Origin of the sequence: uncultured Roseovarius sp., assembly GCF_963972555.1 — a bacterium.
Taxonomy (GTDB): domain Bacteria; phylum Pseudomonadota; class Alphaproteobacteria; order Rhodobacterales; family Rhodobacteraceae; genus Roseovarius; species Roseovarius mucosus.
The window spans coordinates 14,237-32,565 of the sequence record NZ_CAXAUM010000023.1; the positions used below are offsets into that span (position 1 = coordinate 14,237).

The window sequence follows — 18,329 nt, forward strand, 5'->3', positions numbered from 1 at the left end:
CCGAGCGATACCCTCTATGAGGACCGCACGAAACCCCGATACCTGACCAGAATGACGCCCATGACCAATTTATCCTACCGCGAGATCCGGGACGTGGCCTCGCGTCACCTCATCCTCTCTGCCCTGTTCTTTCTGCCCAAGGGCAAGAAGATCGCCCTTGAGCGCCGCCTGCGCGGGCGTCAGGAGAATGCCAAGCTGCAAGAGGCGGATTGGGCGCTGGTGTCCTGGGGCAAGAGCGGGCGCACGTGGTTTCGGGTCATGCTGTCGCGGTTCTATCAGCTGCATTACGGGCTAGAGACCGACTATATGCTGGAATTCGACAACTTTCACGCGCTGAACCCGGCTGCACCCAAGGTGCTTTTCAGCCATAACAACTACATCCGCGACCATTACAACCATGGTGACGATCTGGCCCAGTATCGCGGCAAGAAACTGGTGCTTTTGGTGCGCGATCCGCGCGATGTGGCGGTGTCGCAATATTTTCAATGGTCCTATCGCATGCGGCCGCGCAAGAAGGCGCTGAACGCCTATCCCGCCCATGGCAGCGAGGTGGCGATTTACGATTTCGTCCGTAATCCCGATTGCGGCATTCCGCGCATTGTCGCCGCCTTCAACGCTTGGGCGCGGTCCCTGCCGGAATTGGGCGCGGATGTGCTGGTGGTGCGCTATGAGGATTTGCGCCGTGACCCGGCCGAAGTGCTGCGGCAGGTCGTAAGCTTTACCGGCGTCGATCCCGACCCTGCGCATATCGAGGCGGCCAAGGACTACGCCGCCTATGAAAACATGAAAAAACGCGAAGCCACGAGCGAGGGTATGCGCGGCAGCGGCCAGCGGGTCAAACCGGGGGATGAGAGCAACCCGGATTCCTTCAAGGTGCGGCGCGGCAAGGTGGGCGGCTATCGCGACTATTTCACACCCAAAGAGGTGGCGGTGGTCGATGGGCTGGTTGAGGGCAAACTTGACCCGGTGTTCGGGTATAACCAGGCGTGAGGGAGTAGACCCCTCGCGATGAGCTGCGCGGTCGCTGGGCCGGGGACTAGCGAAGCAACAGTCGTGGCTGTCACTTTATGCCAGCCAAGTACGTGTGACCTTTCAGTAAGTTGATCCCTCTCAGAATCGCTAGGCCGCGGGACGGCCCAGCGATCCGCGCGGCGGCGCTACGCGCCTTGTTCCGCGCGGGACGGTTGGGACTAACATCCTGAACTAGGAAATCCCCCTACGCCCCGCCGCGCCCCTCAGCGCTATACTGCTGCACCAGAACATAGTCGGACACGGAATCCACATCGACCGAGGCGTGGGCATAGGGCAGGATCACAACGCCAATCCGCACGCCCACCCGTCGAGACAGGCGCGCCAACGCCCGGTCCAGCGTGAGCCAACCCATGCGATAGCTGAGCAGGGACCACAGCCCCAAGAGCCGGATCACCACCAGCGGCTTCTTGCGGTCCTTTTCGACCTGCCGCCAGAAATCCGCCACGCGCCGCCCATCCTCGGTCAGAAAGCCAAAGAGGTTGCAGCCGCAATAGCCGCCATCGCGAAATCGTAGGACGGTTTTCTTCAATTCAGGATAGGTTGCGCGCACCAGATCATAGGGGGCCAGACCGATCACCACATCACATCCACTCTGCGCCGCGCCTTGGCAAAAATGATCGACGATTTCGCCGGTCAAAAGCGGATGGTCTGCGGTGGTGATCAGCACCGGCTGCGTTGCGGGAAAGCGGCTGAGCATCTGATGGGCGCTGGTGCTGGGGGACGGGCCAGAGGGGGCCCAGGTCACCTCTTGACGGACGACCATCCCGGCCAGACCGGCATCGCTTTGCACGCAAGCCTCGGTCGGCCCGCTCAGATTGATTGAACCGATGGTCTTCGCAGACCGCAGCGCGTCGATCACGCGGCGGATCATCGGTGTGCCACCAATGTCGAGCAACGCCTTGCAGGCCACGCCGGTCTCATCACGCAGGGCGTCACGGCTGTCCCGTTCGCCCGCAAGGATTACGGAAGCAAAGTCTGTCACGGTCTCACTTTCTCAGTGCCTTGGTCCGGTCATCGGTCGCGCTACAGGGGTTTCTGATAGACGCGATAACGCTTGTAGATCGTGCTGCCGATGGCCTCGATGATATGCCGCATGCCATGATTATCCTCGAGTATCCAGCCCATCTCGACCGAAGTGACGCCTCGTTGTTGCATGGCCTTGCGTACCGCATCGATCACCAAAAAGGCCAGCGTCGGCCCGAGACGGGAATTCTGGTGTTCCTTGCGCACCCCCATCAGCGCTACCCGCGCGCTCTTGGGGCCCCGCACCTTGAGCCGCCACAGCAGTTTGGCCCAGCCAAAGGGCAAGAGCCGCCCGCGCAGATCGCCGATCAATTCGTTGAGGTTGGGAAAGGCCGTGATGAAGGCCACCGGGCGCCCGTCGATCTCAGCGAACTGGATGTAATCGTCCGAGAGCAGAAACGACAGAACCTTGGCGGTCTCGGCGAATTCTTCGCGCGTGAAGGGCACAAATCCCCAATTGTCCGACCACGCATCGTTGAAGATGTCGCGCATCGCCTCGTAATCCGCCGCCTTGCCCTTGCTGTTAAGGGGGCGGATGGTCACGGTGCGGCTGGCACGCTGGGCCAGTTTTGTCATCACCTCGGGGGCCACGAAATCGGGGCGCACCTTGTAGGTCAGCAGATCCTTGATCGTGCCAAAACCACGCGCTTCGATCTGCGCCTGATAATAGGGCCGCGCATGGCCCATCATCACAAAGGGCGGATCGTCGAAATTCTCGACCAAGAGGCCAAGGTCTTCGTTGATCGAGAGATTGTACGGCCCGCGGATATGCGCGGCACCGTGATCGCGCAACCAATCCTCTGCCGCACCAAACAGCGCATCGAACACGGCCACGTCCTCAATCGCCTCGAGCATTCCGAAATAGCCGATCTTGCCGCCCTCCTCGGCCTCGGGCTGAAGCGTGTCGAGCTGCGCCGTGATCCGTCCCACCGGCTCGGTACCACGATAGGCGACCCAACGGGCAACCGCGCAATGGGCAAAGAGCGGGGCATTCTCGAACACGCGCTGTTTTTGTTCAAAGACAAGCGGCGCCACCCAAGCCGGATCATCGGCATAGATCCGCTCGGGCAGGAGCAGGAAATCCCGGATCGTTGGTCCATCCTTGGCCTCGACCAGCCTAATCCCGGTGCCCTCAGGCTGTGTTGGCGACATCTTGGGCCTTTCTTGCGATGATAGGGGCTGCGCGGCACGCGGCCTTGCGTGGCACGCATGCCAGAGTGGCGGAACCAACCATGGAAACTGCTTGCAATTCCGGCACCTTGCCTCAATTAACGTCGTAAGTATCCACACTGCATCAGAAGAAGTCGAGTCCCCCTTGGCCAAATTCATTCTCGCCAATGCCCATCGTGACAGGCTGTTCAACAACCGCGTTGCACGCAACGTCCTGTGGTTCGTCGATTATGTCGTCGTAGCCTCGGTCATGGGATTTTTCCGTTTGTTGCCGGTGACATGGGCCTCTGCGTTTGGGGCGCGTCTGGGGCGGGTGTTCGGCCGCATCTTTACCCGGCGCAACCAGCACGTACGCGCCAATCTCACGGTTTCGCTGCCCGAGAAATCCCCCGCCGAGATTGACGCGCTGGCGGGTGAGGTCTGGGCCAATGCCGGGGCAGTGCTGGGCGAGTATCCAAATCTTGCCAAGCTTTGCAATCCCGGGCGGGACACGCTGGAAATCGAGGTTCTTGAACACATTCCCGCCTATTCCGACCCCAATCAGCCGGCGGTGTTCGTGTCTGCGCACCTGGCAAACTGGGAGATGATGGCCTGTGCCATTGCACGCTTGGGCGTTCGCCCCTGCGCCATGTATGCGCCGCTGACAAACCCGTGGCTTGATCGCACGATGCTGCATTACCGGGGCATGTTGGGGGCCGAGTTGGTGTCGCGCACCGAAGGGCTGCGCGCCTTTGTCGATGCGCTGAAATCGGGCCGCTCGCCGATCATGCTGACCGACCGGCGTGTAGACGGCGGCAAGCCGATCCCGTTCTTTGACGAGGAGAAGGATTCCTCGCTGCTGCCCGCACGACTGGCGCTCCGGTTTGGCGTGCCGCTGGTGCCCGTTCAGGCCGAACGACTGCCCGGCGCGCGATTTCGTATCCGCTTTCATCCGCCGCTTGTGCCCAGTGATCCGACGATGGACCGCGACAATCAGACAGTTGACCTTGCACGCCAGATCAACGAAAAGTTCGAGCAATGGATAACGGCAAAGCCCGGTGATTGGCTTTGCACGAGCAAAATCTGGCCGTCTTCTATTCTTCGGGCAAGAACCGACATATATGAAGACGTATAAATCGGCGCAGATCAGGAGTGCCTAAAATGACAAGTCATCAACCCAGTCGCACGCATCGCGTCGACGAGTCGGTTCGGCTGTTCGAGAACCCGCTTCTTGAGAAGCTGAGCCATGTGCACCCCATCGTTCCCTTGCTGGTCTGGGGGCCGGTTGCGATCTGGTTGATCGCGCGCGCTGCAACGGTGCATGGCATCGGCTGGGGCGGGATGGCGGTGATCGGTGTGGCCGGTCTCTTTACCTGGACGCTGGCCGAATACCTGCTGCATCGCTACCTGTTTCATTTTGAGCCCAAGACCGACATGGGCCGCCGGTTCATCTATCTCTTTCACGGCGTGCACCATGACACGCCGCAGGACAAGACGCGCCTTTTGATGCCGCCGGCGGGGGCGTTGCCGATCATCGCCGTGCTTTATCTCATGTTCTACCTGGTGTTGCCCTACCCCTGGGCCGAGCCGTTCACCGGCTTTTTCATCGTGGGTTATCTGATCTACGACTACATCCACTATGCCACGCATCATTTCCCGATGCGGCATCCGGCGCTGAAATTCCTCAAGCATTACCACATGCGGCACCATTTCTCGGATGACGCCGGACGCTATGGGGTCAGCTCGCCGCTCTGGGACATGATCTTTCGCACCTACCCGACCAAGCCGGAGCGGTCCGAACGGTCCTGAGCGTGGGGTCTCTCCCCGCCCTCAGTCCCGGACCGAATAGCGCATGGCCAAGTTTTTCCTCACGCCCAAAGGGCTGATCGCACGGTTTCCGTGGGTTCAGACCCCGGCTTGGATGATTGAGGCGGGCGTTTTCTATCTCTTGCTCGGGTTTGCGCGGCTTTTGCCCTTTTCGGTCGTGGCCGCAACTTTTGCGCGCGGACTGGGATGGCTGGGCTATCGCAAGGCACAAAAGCGCCGCACGGTCGGGCGCAACCTGTTGCACGTGCTGCCCGAGGCGACCGAAGAAGAGCGCGACGCGGTCATGCGCGGTATCTTTCGCTCGACAGGGCTTGCCGCGGCGGAATTGTTCCTGCTTGAACGCCTCTGGCGGCACCGCGCACGCCATCTGGAATTTTCCGTGCATCCCGAGGCCGAACAGTTGATCGCGCGCAAGGAGGCGATCGTCTTTGCCACCGCGCATGTCAGCGCATGGCAACTTTGCAATTTCATCGGACGCGAACGGGACCTCCCGATTTCCGTGATCTACACGCCCGAGCCGAACCCCTGGCTGCATGGGTTCTTTCTCTCGCTGCGTCACGCCTTTGGCGGGCCACTGGTTCCAAGCGCGGGTGGCGCGCGCGAGCTGTTGCACGAATTGGGCAAGGGCCACTCGGTTGGCGCAGCTTTCGACACCCGCATCGACCAGGGCGAGATGGTGCCTTTTTTCGGCACGCCCACACCCACAAGCACCCTACCCGCGATGCTGGCCCTGCGCGGCTATCCGCTCTTGCCCATTCGCACGGTGCGCCTGTCCGATGCGCGTTTTCGGATCGAGGTTCTGGCCCCTCTCGCGCCCCCCGATCCTGACTTGCCGCGCAAGGATCGCATCATCGACATGACGCATCGCCTGAACCTGGTTTTCGAAGACTGGATACGCGAATATCCCGGCGAATGGATCTGCATGAAACGCCGCTGGGCCAAGGTCCGCGCCACCGATCCGCAGTCGCCCGATGCCTGAACCGGATCAAAGCCCGCGTGTCTGGGTGCTGGATGCCTACCGCTCTGGCGAGAAAACGCAGGTGCGCGCGCTGGCGCAGGGGCTGGGCTGGCCCTATGAGATCAAGAGCCTGACCTATCGCAAGACCGAAATACGCACGACGCTCTTTCGCGGGTGCAATCTGCGGGGCGTGGACCTGCTCGTCTCTGACCCACTGACGCCCCCTTGGCCCGATTTGGTGATTTCCATGGGGATGCGCAACGAACCTGTGGCGCGCTGGGTCCGGGATCAGTCCGGCGGGCGCACCAAGCTGGTGTTTTTGGGGCGGCTCTGGGCTGACCCTGAGTATTTTGATCTGGTCATCACGACACCGCAATACCGGGTTCCCGACCGACCCAACGTGCTGCGCAACGCCCTGCCCTTGCATCCCCTGACCCCCGAGCGGCTGGAGGTGGCGCGGGCGCATTGGGAGCCGAAGCTGGCCCACCTGCCCCGCCCGTATCTCACGCTGAATATCGGGGGGCCAAGCGGGCCCTATGCCTTTGGCGCACGGGCCTCGGCGCGGCTCTTGCGCGATACGCTGGCTCTGGCGCGGGCGCGGGGTGGGTCGCTGCTTGTCAGTTCCAGCGCGCGCACCCCGCCCGAGGCCATCGCCGCCTTTGCCGCGCAGACGGACGTGCCGATGCAGTTCTATCGCTTTCGAACCAACGATCCCGACAACCCCTATCTGGGGTTTCTGGCGGTCGCGGATGAGATCATCGTGACCGCCGACAGTATCTCCATGTTGTCCGAGGCCTATGCGACCGGCAAGCCGGTGCATATGTTCGATCTGGGTGCCGGATCGCTGAGTATGCGGCACGATGCCTTGGTGGCCGTCGGAGAAAGCGCACAGGCGCGCACCTTGGCGCGGAAGGACACTGATCGCTCTGACTTGAGCCTAGCTTCTTTGGCCTATCGCGCGTTGATGCGTTGGGGATGGAAGCATTTGTCGCGCGACATAAGCCAGATGCATCTGCGGCTGGCGCGCTCGGGCCGTATGACTTGGCTGGGAGAGGCCGCGCGCCCCGCGTCCGACACGCCCCCGCCCAGCGACATGACCCGCGCCGTGGCGCGGATCAAAGCGCTTTTGGGACGGGATTAACCACCGCGCCCGATCAAGGTCCCACCGCCCTGGTCCCCGAGCCGGGGCCTATGCCCTGCCTTGGCGAGATCCCGGATCAAGTCCGGGACGGTTGCGGTTTCGGTGGGGCGCAAAACGCTCTAGATCTCAGCGGCCTCAGTCCTGACCGTTGCCACGGGTTCCAGCCGGTGAACCAGATCAGCGGCATCCGAGAGGCTGCTGTTGTGGGTGATGGCAAGGATTGTTAGCTGTTCCCGCAAGCCGCGCAGCGTTTCGATGATCGCGGCTTCGCTCTCGGGGTCAAGCGCGCTGGTCGCCTCGTCGAGGATCAAGAGTTGCGGCCCGTTGATCAATGCCCGCGCGATCGCAACCCGTTGCCGTTGGCCGCCCGACAGGCGCCCGCCACGCTCGCCCACGAGGGTATGAATGCCCTCGGGCAGATCCTGCACGAAATCCCACGCCCCGGCCTGTTTCAGCGCCGCCACCACGCGCTCCTCGGAAATCTGTGGATCCCCCAGCCCGACGTTGTGCAGGATGCTGTCATGCAGCAGCACGGTTTCCTGCGGCACATAGCCCACCATCCGCCGCCACGCCTTGAGGTCGATTTCTTCGAACGGGCGCTCGTCAATGGTGATTTGACCTGCGTCGGGCCGCAAGAGACCGATCACCAGATCGATGATCGTGGTCTTGCCCGAGCCGGAAGGGCCGACAAGCGTGGTCATCTGATGCGCCGGGATTTCAAGGTCAAGACCAGAGAGCACCGTGTTGCCATCATAGGAAAACCCGATGTCGCGCAAGGTGATGCCACGGGTCAGCGCGGGCGTGACATGGCCGCCCAGATGCTCTTGCTCCGCCTCGGCACGTCGGTTGGTTTCGATGAGCGACCAATAGGCGCTCTCGCTCTGCACCATCTTTTGATACTGCTTTTGCACCTTGCCGAGGAAATTATATCCGCGCCCCAGCGTCACCGCCAGCATCAGCACGATGGCGAAATCCATCGACAGCACGCCAAGCGCCAGATAGACGCCAAAGGCAATGACCATGATGAACATCAGGTCCTGACCAGAGTTGAGCGCGGCGCTGGCCAGAACCTGACGGCGCAGCGCCTTGTTGAGGCGGTTGGTTTCGTGCTTGAGCAGTTCGTCCGCCAGGTGTTCGCGCGCCATCGCCTTGAGCGGTTTCACCGATTGCAGCGTGTCGGTCAGATGCGACATGAGCGAAACCATAAGCTCGGTCTGTTTCTTGCCCGCCTTGCGGGTCATGCGCACCAGAAAATGCGACAGACCAATGATCACGATGCCGCCAATCACGCTGAGCAGAGTCGCTTGCCACGAGATCACCAACGCAACCGAGGTATAGACCAGCGCCTGAATGAAAAAGGTGAGCGCGGTTGCGCCATTCATATAGGCATCCGCCGCGCGCTGCGCCTCGGTGGCCAGCGTGTTGGCCAGCTTGCCCGCCGGTTGATGCAGAAAGAAATGCCAGCGGCTACGCATCATGTTGCGCAGGATCTGTAGACGCAGATCGGTGGCGACACGGGCCGCTGTATAGCCCACCTGCCGCTGCGCAATCAGGAGAAGCACCGCCTTGAACGTGGCCGCAATCACGATCAGGATCAGCAGCGCGCCCAAGGTCACGGGAATCCCGGCCCAGTTGAGCACGTCGAGCACCATCTGTTCCATTTGCCCCGGCGGCTCTGTCGAGGCGGCATTGGGATCGGCATTGAGCACGATCTTGAGCATGGGCAACATCGCCGACAGGCCCAACCCTTCGGCCAGACCCGAAAAGAACAGCGCCAGCACCATGAGGAAACTGGCCATCGGATAGGCGCGAAAGAGGTTCAGCATCAAACGCATGGGCAGTCTTTCATAGTCTTGCAGGACGGTATGCGCGATGGATACGCCGGGCCGAGGTCTTGGGTGTTGTCTATCATAGCGGCGCGCAATCTGCATGCGCACGTGGCAGTGTCAACCGGGTCCGAAGCCCCGGCTCCATCTCGCCTGCCGGTCCCAGCCTTCGTGCCGCAACGTCAATTTCCCAACCCCCTGCGATGGGATGGATGTGATAAAGATGATAGGCCGCCGCCTCGGGATGCCGCGACGAGGCAGAGGGTACGCCGATGATCGGCACAGGTCCATCGCGGGTTTCAAGCGTTTGATGGTGACTGCGGTGGCTATGACCGTGCAGCACCAGTTCAACGCCTTCCGCCTGCAACACCGCGCGCAGGGCGGCCCCGTCCCGCAAGGCTTTGCGCGCCGAGACCGTGCCATCAAGCGGCGGGTGATGGATCATCAGCACCCGGCACAGGCCCGCATCGCGCGCCGCGCGCAGCATGGGGGCCAACCGTGCCAATTGCGCTGCACCCACCGCCCCACTGGCCAAGGCCGGGGCAGTCGCGATGGCACTCGAGACGCTGATGAGCGCCAAAGGCCCCCGTTGTCGCAGCGCTGGAAAGGCATTGGACACGCACGCTCTATAAGGCGCGCCATCCCCCTGCCAATAGGGGCGCCACTCGGGCGCACCCGCCTCCCACGCGCCCGCAATCAATGCCTCATGATTGCCGGGAATGACCATCACCCGCCCCGGTTCGCCCAAGCTTTCCAGCCAGAGCCGCGCCGCGCGATATTCCTGCGCCAGTCCAAGGTTGGTCAAATCCCCCGTCACAGCGATCATATCAGGATGATGCGTCTTTAGATCGGCAATGAGCGATGCCAGGATTTCAGGCCGGTGGTGATGTCGGCGCTTGCGGTGCCAAGACAAGAGGCTGAGCGCCCGCTTGTTCAGCACAGTTTGCCACGGCACCGGCGCAGGTAGCGGCAGATGCGGGTCGGACAGATGTGCCAGCGTGAGGGCGCCACATGTCTCTGGGTCGGATCGCCCCTGCCCTGTCATGTATCTGATGTCCGTCTTGGGTTGGGCGCGCCGGGCAGGACCCGGCCTGCCGATTTACTGCGCCGCCGTACTCTGAGCGCCGCCTGTGGCCGCTTCGGGCGCGACCGTCTTGAAGGCCGTGATGATGGCGTCAATCTGGTCAAAGCTATGCGCCGCGCTCAGGCTGCACCGCAAGAGCGCGGCCCCTTCGGGTGCCGCAGGCGGCAGCACGAGGTTGACGTAAACGCCATGCTCCATCAGTGCGTTCCAGATCCGCGCGCCCTCTTCGCGCGAAGGCACGCGCACCGCGATGACCGGGCTCACCGGTGCGGCCAACTCATAGCCCGCCGCACTCAGCCCATCATGCAGACGGGTGGCATTGGCCCAGAGGCTTGCCTTGAGTTCGGGCCGCGTGCGGATCGCCTCCAGCGCCGCAGCCGCAGCCCCGATGCTGGCAGGGCTGGGCGAGGCGGTAAAGATATAGGGACGGCTGCCGTAGCGCAGCAATTGCAGTTCGGGATGGCGGCTCACGCAGAAGCCGCCCAGCGAGGCGAGGCTCTTGGAGAAGGTGCCGGTGATGAAATCCACCTGATCGAGAATGCCCGCCTCTTCGCAGAGACCCAAACCGCGCTCGCCGTAGACGCCAAAGGAATGGGCCTCATCCACCATGAACCACGCGCCGTATTCCTTGGCGATGGCGCAAAGCTCGGCCAGAGGGGCGGTATCGCCCAACATGCTGTAGAGTCCTTCGGCAATGACAAGCGCGCCCTTGGCCTCTTCGCCCAGGCGCCGCAACCGCTTGCGCAGGTCCTCGGGGTCATTGTGGCGGAAGGCAAGGAAATCGGCCCCGCTGATGCGGCATCCATCGTAGATGCAGGCATGGCTATGGCTATCCAGCACGACCTTGTCACCCGGTCGCAGGATTCCCATCAAGAGGCCCAGATTGGTCTGATAGCCGGTGGAAAACACCATGGCCGACGGCACGCCGTAGAACTCGGCAAAGGATCGCTCTAGCGCCGCGTGGCAGGCAAAGCTGCCATTGGCCATGCGAGATCCCGTCGTGCCGCTGCCCTGCTCGTGCAGCGCGGCGCTTGCAGCCTCCAACACGGCCGGATCAAAGGTCAGGCCGAGATAGTTGTTGGTGCCCACAAGGATGGTCGGGCGGTTGCCGATCATCGCCTCTGTCGGCGACAGGATGCGGTCCATCACGATCCGGGTGGGGTCGGCCTCTTCCGCGCCCAAGGCATCGCGCAGATGCGCCAGTTCGGCAAAACGGTCTGAAATGCTCATGCTTTTTTCTCCACAAGCAGTTTGATCTGATCTGCTAAGTTCTGGACCGTGTCGACATTGGCCATCATGTTGAGCGGAAAGCTCACGTCGAACGTGTCCTCCACCTCCATCAGCAGTTCCATCATGTTGACGGAATCGAGGCTCATATCGGCGACAAGACTGGTTTCAGCGGTCAAAGCGCCGGATTTCACCGGAAACTTCGACAGACGCTCGAACAGCACGTCGAGGATTTCCTGTTCAAGGTCTTGGGTGTCATGTGACATTGGTGATGCCCCTATCAATTTTCAACGGCGTCCCGCGCAGGATCGAGGATAGCCCATTTTCCAGAGAAACCAGCGGCTGCCATCCGGTATCGCGGCTGATTTCGGTGTTGTCGCACACCCAGTCGGGGTGGCGCAGTTCATTGACTTTGCCGGGCGTGAGCATCGGGCTGTAACCCAAGATCTTTGAGGCCATCAGATTGCCTGTGGCCACCGCCCGCAAAATGCCGCCCGGCAGTTTGACGCGCCAGCCGCGCCCGCGCCCCGCAACCCGTTCGACAATGGTCGCGATCTCGTCCCAGCTGTAACCTGCCTCATGCCCGTCGTCGAGTTCATAGGTAGCCTCTGCCGCGCTGTCCAGAAGTTTGACGATGGCGCGCGCAAGGTCATCGACATGCAAGAGTGACGCCCGTGCACCGGCCACACCCGGCAATGGCACGATGCCCCGCGCCATGGTCTGAAAGAGCGGCACAAGTTCGCGGTCCTCGGGGCCGTAGATCGCAGGCGGGCGCAGTATGGCAGAGGTGAAATCTGCGTTCAGAGACACCTCAGCCAGCCGATCCTCGCCCGCGCGTTTGCTGGCAGCATAGGGCGACAGATGCGGCTCCCGTGCCGCAAGCGAGGAAATGAGGATCACGCGGCGCACGCCAGCCGCCTGCGCGGACTTTGCAACATTGGTCACGCCATCGGCATTGACCCCCAGAAAATCCGCCAGATCGCGCCCCCGCACCTGCCCCGCCACATGAACGACCGCCTGTGCGCCTGCCATAAGCTTGGTCAACGCCGCCTTATCCGACAGCCCCCCCGTCACTGTTTCCAGCAGAGGATGCGAGATTCCCAGCCCCTGACGATGCACCAGTGCCCGCACCGGGCGGCCCGCCTCCAGCATTTGTCCGATCAGGGCGCGCCCGACAAAGCCGGAGGCGCCCGTGACCGCCACCGGGTCGGTCATGCGATGTAACGGACCTGCGGCATCGCCTCGTCCACGGGCAGGCTATTGGCCGGTTCTGCCTTATGCTGCATCTTGGCCGCCTGACGCCGCCCAAGGTAATCGAGCCGCGCCCGTGCGCGCGCCAGTTTACCCGACGAGGTGCGCGGCAACGTGCGGGTCGGCACCAGTTCGACAATGACGTCGATCCCGAATTCCGATCGGACAAGGCCCGCGATGGTCTTGACCAGACGCGCGCGCTTGATCTCGTCACGCTCGCGGCATTGCACCACCAGCACGGCGGTTTCCTGTTGATCCACCTCAGAGGGCACCGAGAAGGCAGCAGCGTCGGTATAGTTCACACCCGGCTGCGTCTTGGCCAGATATTCCAGATCCTCGGGCCAGATGTTGCGCCCATGGATGATGATCATGTCCTTGCGCCGTCCAGTGACAAAGAGCCGCCCGTTGGCGAGATAGCCGATATCGCCGGTATCCAGCCAGCCATCCGCGCTCAGACATTCGCGGGTAATCGCCTCTTCCTGAAAGTAGTGGCTCATCACACTGGGTCCGCGCAGGTGGATCACACCGGCCTGACGCTCGGGCAGATCCTTGCCATGCTCATCGCGGATCGAAATCTCGAACGTCGGCAGCAGCGCGCCGCAATCGACGTAACGCGCCACACGGCGTTTGGATTTGAGGGCCTCTTCCGGGTCGAGCGGCGCGGCGACGCTATCTTCCTGCATCTGTTCGGCATCGACATAGTCAATCTGCAACTCTTCATCGAGCCCGGCAAAGCTGATGCCCAGCGAACATTCGGCCATGCCATAGCAAGGCAGGAATGCGGTGGATTTGAAACCCGAGGGCGCCAACGCCTCGGCAAAACGCTTGAGCGGCTCGGGGTTGATCATTTCGGCGCCCACACAGGCCACGCGCAGCGCGCTGAGGTCCCATTGCGCGGCGTCGCTCGGGCGCACGCGCATCGCGGCGAGGTCATAGCCGAAGGGCGGGCCGGAGGTGATTGTGGTACGATTGGCCGACATCATTTCCAGCCACTTGCGCGGACGCATAGCAAAGTCCTGCGTGCCGAGGAAATCGACAGAGCGCTGTGTTGCCATCGGCATCATGATAAAGGCCACAAGACCCATGTCATGATAGAACGGCAGCCAAGATCCGAAACGGTCCAGATCGGTCATCTTGAGACCGTTGGTCGCCATGTCGTTGATGTTGGCCAGCACGGTCTTGTGATCAATTACCACACCGCGCGGAAAGCGGGTGCTGCCGGAAGTGTACTGAATATAGGCAATGCTGTCCGGTGTTACCGTCGGCAAGGTCGCGGTCGAAGGCGACAGATGGTCGAAATCCTCGGGCGCGCCGACAAAGCTCAGCGTGAGGCCAGTGGTCGCCTCTTCCAGAAAGCTCATCCATTCCACGGGGGCCATCGCCACCGCCGCGCCGCAATTCTCGATCAGGCCGCGCAGCTGCGCGACATAACCCGCGTGGCCACCGATATGCATTGTGGCCGGCAGCGGCACCGGCACCAGCCCGGCATATTGGCAAGCCCAGAAGAACCGCACGAAATGCGGCGAGGTTTCGGCCACAAGACCAACCCGCGCGCCCGGCTCAAGCCCAAGCCCCAGCAACCGCTGCGCGAGTGCGATCACATCGGTCTGCAAATCGGCATAGGTGGAGGTTGCATAAAGCTCGCCACGCGCATTGTAAAAGTTGACGCCTGTGTCGCCCTCGGCGGCATAGTCGAGCGCCTCGATCAACGTCGTGAACTCTCCGCGCCGCAGCGCGAGACTGTGCGAACTGCCTGTCGCCTGCATCCCATTTTTCCTTGTTTCGCTTCCGACTGTTGTCGGTTTGCCCTCTGTCATACCAAGTATATGGCATTTGGCGGTCTGATGGCACAAGCTGGCGTTTCAGGTCAAGGACTTGGCCAGCCGCCGCCGTGCCTCGCAAAGGCGCTCTGGCTTGGCTCCGAGAGCCTCAACCAGTGCCAATTGCGCCCTCGTGATGGCCGGGATCAGGGCCATAGTCTCGCCTTTGTTCGAGTGCAGGTTAAGCATCGAGATGCGGCAGCAATATGCGGCGCGTGTTGCACGCCCCGCCAATGTGCCCCTGCTGCTGCCTGCGATCGTATTCAGTGCGCGATGCGGGCGTGACCCGGCGCCGCATGCTTTGCGAGATTTCACAATTAATTCATTAATAATAATAGATTACAGCGCATTGCTGACAAGGCCTGCACGCCTCTCATCGCGCCGAAGCCACGCGCGCGCGCCACACACGGACACCCTTGCACGATCGGCGGGCGCCCATGCGATTTGATCCTCAATCCTCTTCCACCTGCCCTATCGCGCGCCCCTGCTCCGAGACAAGGCAGCCCGAGGATTTCTGCCCTTGGGCCGGTGCGGCGGAACCGCTTGAATTCACCCCGGGCGGCGCGAAAACAGGATCGGCAACAACTTGCCCCTGATGTCACATTTGGTTTCCAAGTCGTAACATCTTCACAAGATGCAGCATTCGGGTCAGACTTAGCACGCCGAACGCGATCAATCCCACGGTACCGGCCCTGCCCCCCGGAAGAAAGCATTCTGACCTTAGACTGACCCGAAATACCCTTGCGGGTTCCGTGGTATGACCTCAGGGCTGATCTGTGGCGGAGCGGGAGGGATTCGAACCCTCGAGACGGTTCCCCGCCTACACACTTTCCAGGCGTGCGCCTTCGACCACTCGGCCACCGCTCCATCGGGCGGGTTCTAGCCGCAGGGGGCCGGGCTTTGCAAGGGGAAGAATGCAGATTAGCAGGTGAAAAGAACAAAGCGCTTGACGCGCGCGCGCCGCAAGGTTCTGTCGGAAAACTGTCAGCCCTGCCGTTTTCCGGCAATCCGGCACGAAACCGGATTTGTAACGCTGGCACGCGAGCAAAGAGCAGAGGCAGGCAGACCGTGACAGATCACGACTATATCATCGTCGGCGCAGGCTCTGCGGGCTCGGTTCTGGCCGAACGGCTGAGCGCGAATGGGCGGCACCGGGTCTTGATTCTCGAGGCTGGGGGGCGTGGGCGCAGCCCGTGGATTGCGCTACCCTTGGGTTATGGCAAAACCTTTTTTAATGAGCGGCTGAACTGGAAATACGAAGCCCAGCCCGAAGACGCGCTCGACGGGCGCCGCGGCTACTGGCCACGCGGCAAGACGGTGGGCGGGTCAGGGGCGATCAACGCCATGGTCTATGCGCGCGGCCTGCCCCATGATTTCGACGATTGGGAGGCGGCAGGTGCAACCGGCTGGGGCTGGGAAACCGTGCGTGCCACGTATGATGCGCTCGAAACACAGGTGGCCCCCGATGGCACGCGGCGCGGGACAGGCCCGATCACGGTGCAGGATGTCTCGGACCAGATCCACCCGGTCAACCGGCATTACTTTGCCGCGCTCGATGAACTGGGCCTGCCGCGCACCGAGGATCTCAACGACCCCAACGGCGAAGGCGGAACCATCTACCGGATCAACACTGCGGGCGGATTGCGCAATTCTTCGGCGCGCGCCTGTCTCAAACCCGCGCTGAAACGCAGCAATGTGACGCTGGTGACGGGGGCACATGTCGACCGCATCGAATTTGACGGCACGCGCGCGGTGGCCGTGCACTACCGCCGGGGCGGGAAGGGGCAAGTGGCGCGAGCGGGGCGCGAGATCATCCTGAGCGCCGGGGCCGTCACCTCGCCGCGCCTGTTGCAGCTCTCGGGCATCGGTCCGGCAGATCTCTTGCGCCAGCATGGCATCATGCCGCTGCGCGATTGCGTGCATGTGGGCGGCAATCTTCAGGATCATCTGGGGATCAACTATTACTTTCGCGCCACCGAACCCACGCTGAACAACGACCTCGCCCCCTTCCTGGGCAAGGTGCGGGCCGCCTTGCGCTTTGCCCTCACCCGGCGCGGCCCGCTGTCGCTCTCGGTCAACCAATGCGGCGGCTACTTCCGCTCAAAGCCCGGCCAGAACCATCCCGACCAACAGCTCTATTTCAATCCCGTCACCTATACGACCACGCCCGCGGGCACACGCTCGGTGGTGCGGCCCGATCCATTTCCGGGCTTTATCATCTCGTTCCAGCCCTCACGCCCCACCAGCCGCGGACGCATCGACATAAGCAGCTCAAACCCCGAGGCGCCCCCCCTTATTCAGCCCAATTCGCTGGCCACCGCAGAGGACCGCGCGCAGGTGGTCGCCGGGGGGCGGCTTTGTCAGCGGATCATGTCAACGGCGGCGCTGACCGCCCTTGTCGAGAGCGCCATGTATCAGGACCTGCGCGAGATGGACGATGACGCCATTCTCGACGATTTCCGCAAACGCTGCGGCACGGTGTTTCATCCGGTGGGAACCTGCCGGATGGGCAGCGATCCGGCGCGCTCCGTCGTCGATCCAAACCTTCGGGTGCATGGGATCACGGGCTTGCGGGTGGTCGATGCCTCGGTCTTTCCCAATGTCACCTCGGGCAATACCAACGCGCCCACGATGATGCTGGCCTGGCGCGCCGCCGATCTGATCCTGGGGGATGTCTGAGGGCCGCCGCAAATCCGGGCAGGTGCTGGAAACGCCTGATTTTATAGCCGAAAGGCAGCGTTCTGCGATTGTCACCCGCCGCGATTTTCCCGATACTGCGTTCCAGCCAAATCAGAGACAGGCCAGACGGTGACACCAGCAGACCAAGAAACGCGCCCCACCAGCCAGAGCACGCCGGAACTGCAGCGCATCCGCACCGTGGCGCAAATCATCATCGCCTTTGCGGTGGTGCTCTTTTTGCTGGTGCAGGCGCGGTTCCTGCTGATCTCGCTGGCCACGGCGATCATTCTGTTCAGCCTTACCTCGGATGCGATCACATCCATCGCGCGGGTTCACCTCGGGCCGGTGCGCGTGCCCAACTGGCTGGCCAGCATCGTGGCGCTCTTGCTCATTTCGGCGGCGTTGCTCAGCCTCTCGGCGGTGATCCTGTCGCAGATCAACACGGTGCTCTCGACCACCCTCGCCTATACCGACCGCGCCCCGCAGGCGATCTCTGCGATGGTGGCCTGGCTCGGCCCGGATGCGGAAAAGGCGGTGTTCAACGCGGTATCGACCCTTGATGTCGCGGGCTATCTGCGGACCCTCGCGGGTCAGGCAGGGGGCATCATGCAGGGCACGGTGCTGGTCATTCTCTTCGTGGGTTTTCTCTTTGCCGAGCGGATCTGGTTCACAACCAAACTCGAAAGCCTGTTTGGCGATGTGAAGCAGGCCGAGCGGGTGGGCCGGATCGTCAGTTCGATCATCCACCGGGTGAACTACTATCTGCTGGTCAAGACGCTGGTCAGCGTCGTGACCGGCCTCATGGTCTATGGCGTGGCGCGGTTCTTTGCCCTCGATTTGGCCGGTGCCCTGGGGATCCTGACCTTCGTGCTCAATTACATCCCGTCGATCGGCTCGATCGTGGCGACGGTGCTGGTGGCGCTGGTGGCCTATGTGCAGCTGGCGGATGGCACCACGGCACTGGTGATTTTTCTGATCGTGGGGATCATTCAGTTCATCAACGGCAATATCATTGACCCGATGCTGATGGGCCGCGCGCTGCGCGTGTCCTCCTTTGGCATCATTATCAGCCTCGCGTTCTGGGCGGCGGTCTGGGGAATCCCGGGGATGTTTCTGGCGGTGCCGATCATGGTGGCGCTGATGATCGTCTGTAGCCATGTGCCGGGGTTTCGCGCCATCGCTGTCCTCTTGTCGCGCGAGGGGCTGCCCGAGACCGATCAGGATCTCGACGCGCCCAAGCGCAGACGAGGCTAGCACACGGCCCTTTTCGGAAATTCCGAAACCGGGTTTCAGCCGCTGGAAAAACCGGGGC

General features: G+C 62.3%; 15 protein-coding genes and 1 tRNA gene. 7 read left to right on the forward strand and 9 right to left on the reverse strand.

Annotated elements, in window-relative coordinates; translation table 11 throughout:
* The first annotated feature begins 60 nt into the window (after positions 1 to 60).
* Entirely contained in the window at positions 61 to 990 is a 930-nt protein-coding gene (locus AACZ65_RS16620; protein WP_339672725.1) for a sulfotransferase domain-containing protein, read from the forward strand.
* Between the two features lie 226 nt (positions 991 to 1,216).
* Here the strand turns inward: AACZ65_RS16620 and AACZ65_RS16625 are convergent, their stop codons facing one another.
* Both AACZ65_RS16625 and AACZ65_RS16630 read right to left on the reverse strand, forming a co-directional pair.
* Positions 1,217 to 2,014: a nucleotidyltransferase family protein gene (locus tag AACZ65_RS16625; protein ID WP_339672728.1), complete on the reverse strand. Its 798-nt coding sequence runs from the start codon at positions 2,012 to 2,014 to the stop codon at positions 1,217 to 1,219.
* Positions 2,015 to 2,055: 41 nt separating this feature from the next.
* A complete protein-coding gene (locus AACZ65_RS16630; RefSeq protein WP_339672730.1) occupies positions 2,056 to 3,207 on the reverse strand; it encodes a GNAT family N-acetyltransferase in 1,152 nt (383 codons plus the stop codon).
* A 163-nt stretch (positions 3,208 to 3,370) separates the two neighbouring features.
* On the opposite strand from AACZ65_RS16630, the gene AACZ65_RS16635 reads away from it, so the two are divergent.
* Genes AACZ65_RS16635 through AACZ65_RS16650 form a run of 4 tightly spaced genes read left to right on the forward strand, consistent with a single transcriptional unit; the run spans position 3,371 to position 7,130 of the window.
* Positions 3,371 to 4,339: a lauroyl acyltransferase gene (locus tag AACZ65_RS16635; RefSeq protein ID WP_339672731.1), complete on the forward strand. Its 969-nt coding sequence runs from the start codon at positions 3,371 to 3,373 to the stop codon at positions 4,337 to 4,339.
* A gap of 26 nt (positions 4,340 to 4,365) precedes the next feature.
* Entirely contained in the window at positions 4,366 to 5,013 is a 648-nt protein-coding gene (locus AACZ65_RS16640) for a sterol desaturase family protein (RefSeq protein WP_037271898.1), read from the forward strand.
* A 43-nt stretch (positions 5,014 to 5,056) separates the two neighbouring features.
* A complete protein-coding gene (locus AACZ65_RS16645) occupies positions 5,057 to 6,010 on the forward strand; it encodes a lysophospholipid acyltransferase family protein (protein WP_339672733.1) in 954 nt (317 codons plus the stop codon).
* On the forward strand, positions 6,003 to 7,130 hold the full coding sequence (locus AACZ65_RS16650; protein WP_339672735.1) for a mitochondrial fission ELM1 family protein: 1,128 nt from the start codon (positions 6,003 to 6,005) through the stop codon (positions 7,128 to 7,130). The genes AACZ65_RS16645 and AACZ65_RS16650 overlap by 8 nt, the downstream gene beginning before the upstream one ends.
* A gap of 119 nt (positions 7,131 to 7,249) precedes the next feature.
* Here the strand turns inward: AACZ65_RS16650 and AACZ65_RS16655 are convergent, their stop codons facing one another.
* The 7 genes from AACZ65_RS16655 to AACZ65_RS16685 form a co-directional block, all read right to left on the reverse strand.
* Complete coding sequence (locus AACZ65_RS16655) at positions 7,250 to 8,965, reverse strand: ABC transporter ATP-binding protein (protein ID WP_339672737.1); 1,716 nt, start codon at positions 8,963 to 8,965, stop codon at positions 7,250 to 7,252.
* Positions 8,966 to 9,038: 73 nt separating this feature from the next.
* Entirely contained in the window at positions 9,039 to 10,001 is a 963-nt protein-coding gene (locus AACZ65_RS16660; protein WP_339672739.1) for a metallophosphoesterase, read from the reverse strand.
* 54 nt (positions 10,002 to 10,055) lie between these two features.
* Entirely contained in the window at positions 10,056 to 11,270 is a 1,215-nt protein-coding gene (locus tag AACZ65_RS16665) for an aminotransferase class I/II-fold pyridoxal phosphate-dependent enzyme (protein WP_339672741.1), read from the reverse strand.
* Entirely contained in the window at positions 11,267 to 11,533 is a 267-nt protein-coding gene (locus tag AACZ65_RS16670; protein WP_339672744.1) for an acyl carrier protein, read from the reverse strand. Before AACZ65_RS16670 ends, AACZ65_RS16665 begins: the two co-directional genes overlap by 4 nt.
* Positions 11,523 to 12,482 carry an NAD(P)-dependent oxidoreductase gene (locus AACZ65_RS16675; RefSeq protein WP_339672747.1) on the reverse strand — a complete coding sequence of 320 codons (960 nt, stop codon included), beginning with the start codon at positions 12,480 to 12,482 and terminating at the stop codon, positions 11,523 to 11,525. The genes AACZ65_RS16670 and AACZ65_RS16675 overlap by 11 nt, the downstream gene beginning before the upstream one ends.
* Positions 12,479 to 14,284 carry a fatty acyl-AMP ligase gene (locus AACZ65_RS16680; RefSeq protein WP_339672749.1) on the reverse strand — a complete coding sequence of 602 codons (1,806 nt, stop codon included), beginning with the start codon at positions 14,282 to 14,284 and terminating at the stop codon, positions 12,479 to 12,481. Before AACZ65_RS16680 ends, AACZ65_RS16675 begins: the two co-directional genes overlap by 4 nt.
* Positions 14,285 to 15,115: 831 nt before the next feature.
* Positions 15,116 to 15,205, reverse strand: a tRNA-Ser gene (locus AACZ65_RS16685).
* Between the two features lie 201 nt (positions 15,206 to 15,406).
* Here AACZ65_RS16685 and AACZ65_RS16690 point away from each other — a divergent pair.
* Complete coding sequence (locus AACZ65_RS16690; RefSeq protein WP_339672751.1) at positions 15,407 to 17,017, forward strand: GMC family oxidoreductase N-terminal domain-containing protein; 1,611 nt, start codon at positions 15,407 to 15,409, stop codon at positions 17,015 to 17,017.
* 129 nt (positions 17,018 to 17,146) lie between these two features.
* Positions 17,147 to 18,271, forward strand: coding sequence for an AI-2E family transporter (locus AACZ65_RS16695; RefSeq protein ID WP_339672753.1), 1,125 nt, complete (start codon positions 17,147 to 17,149; stop codon positions 18,269 to 18,271).
* The last annotated feature ends 58 nt before the right edge of the window (positions 18,272 to 18,329 follow it).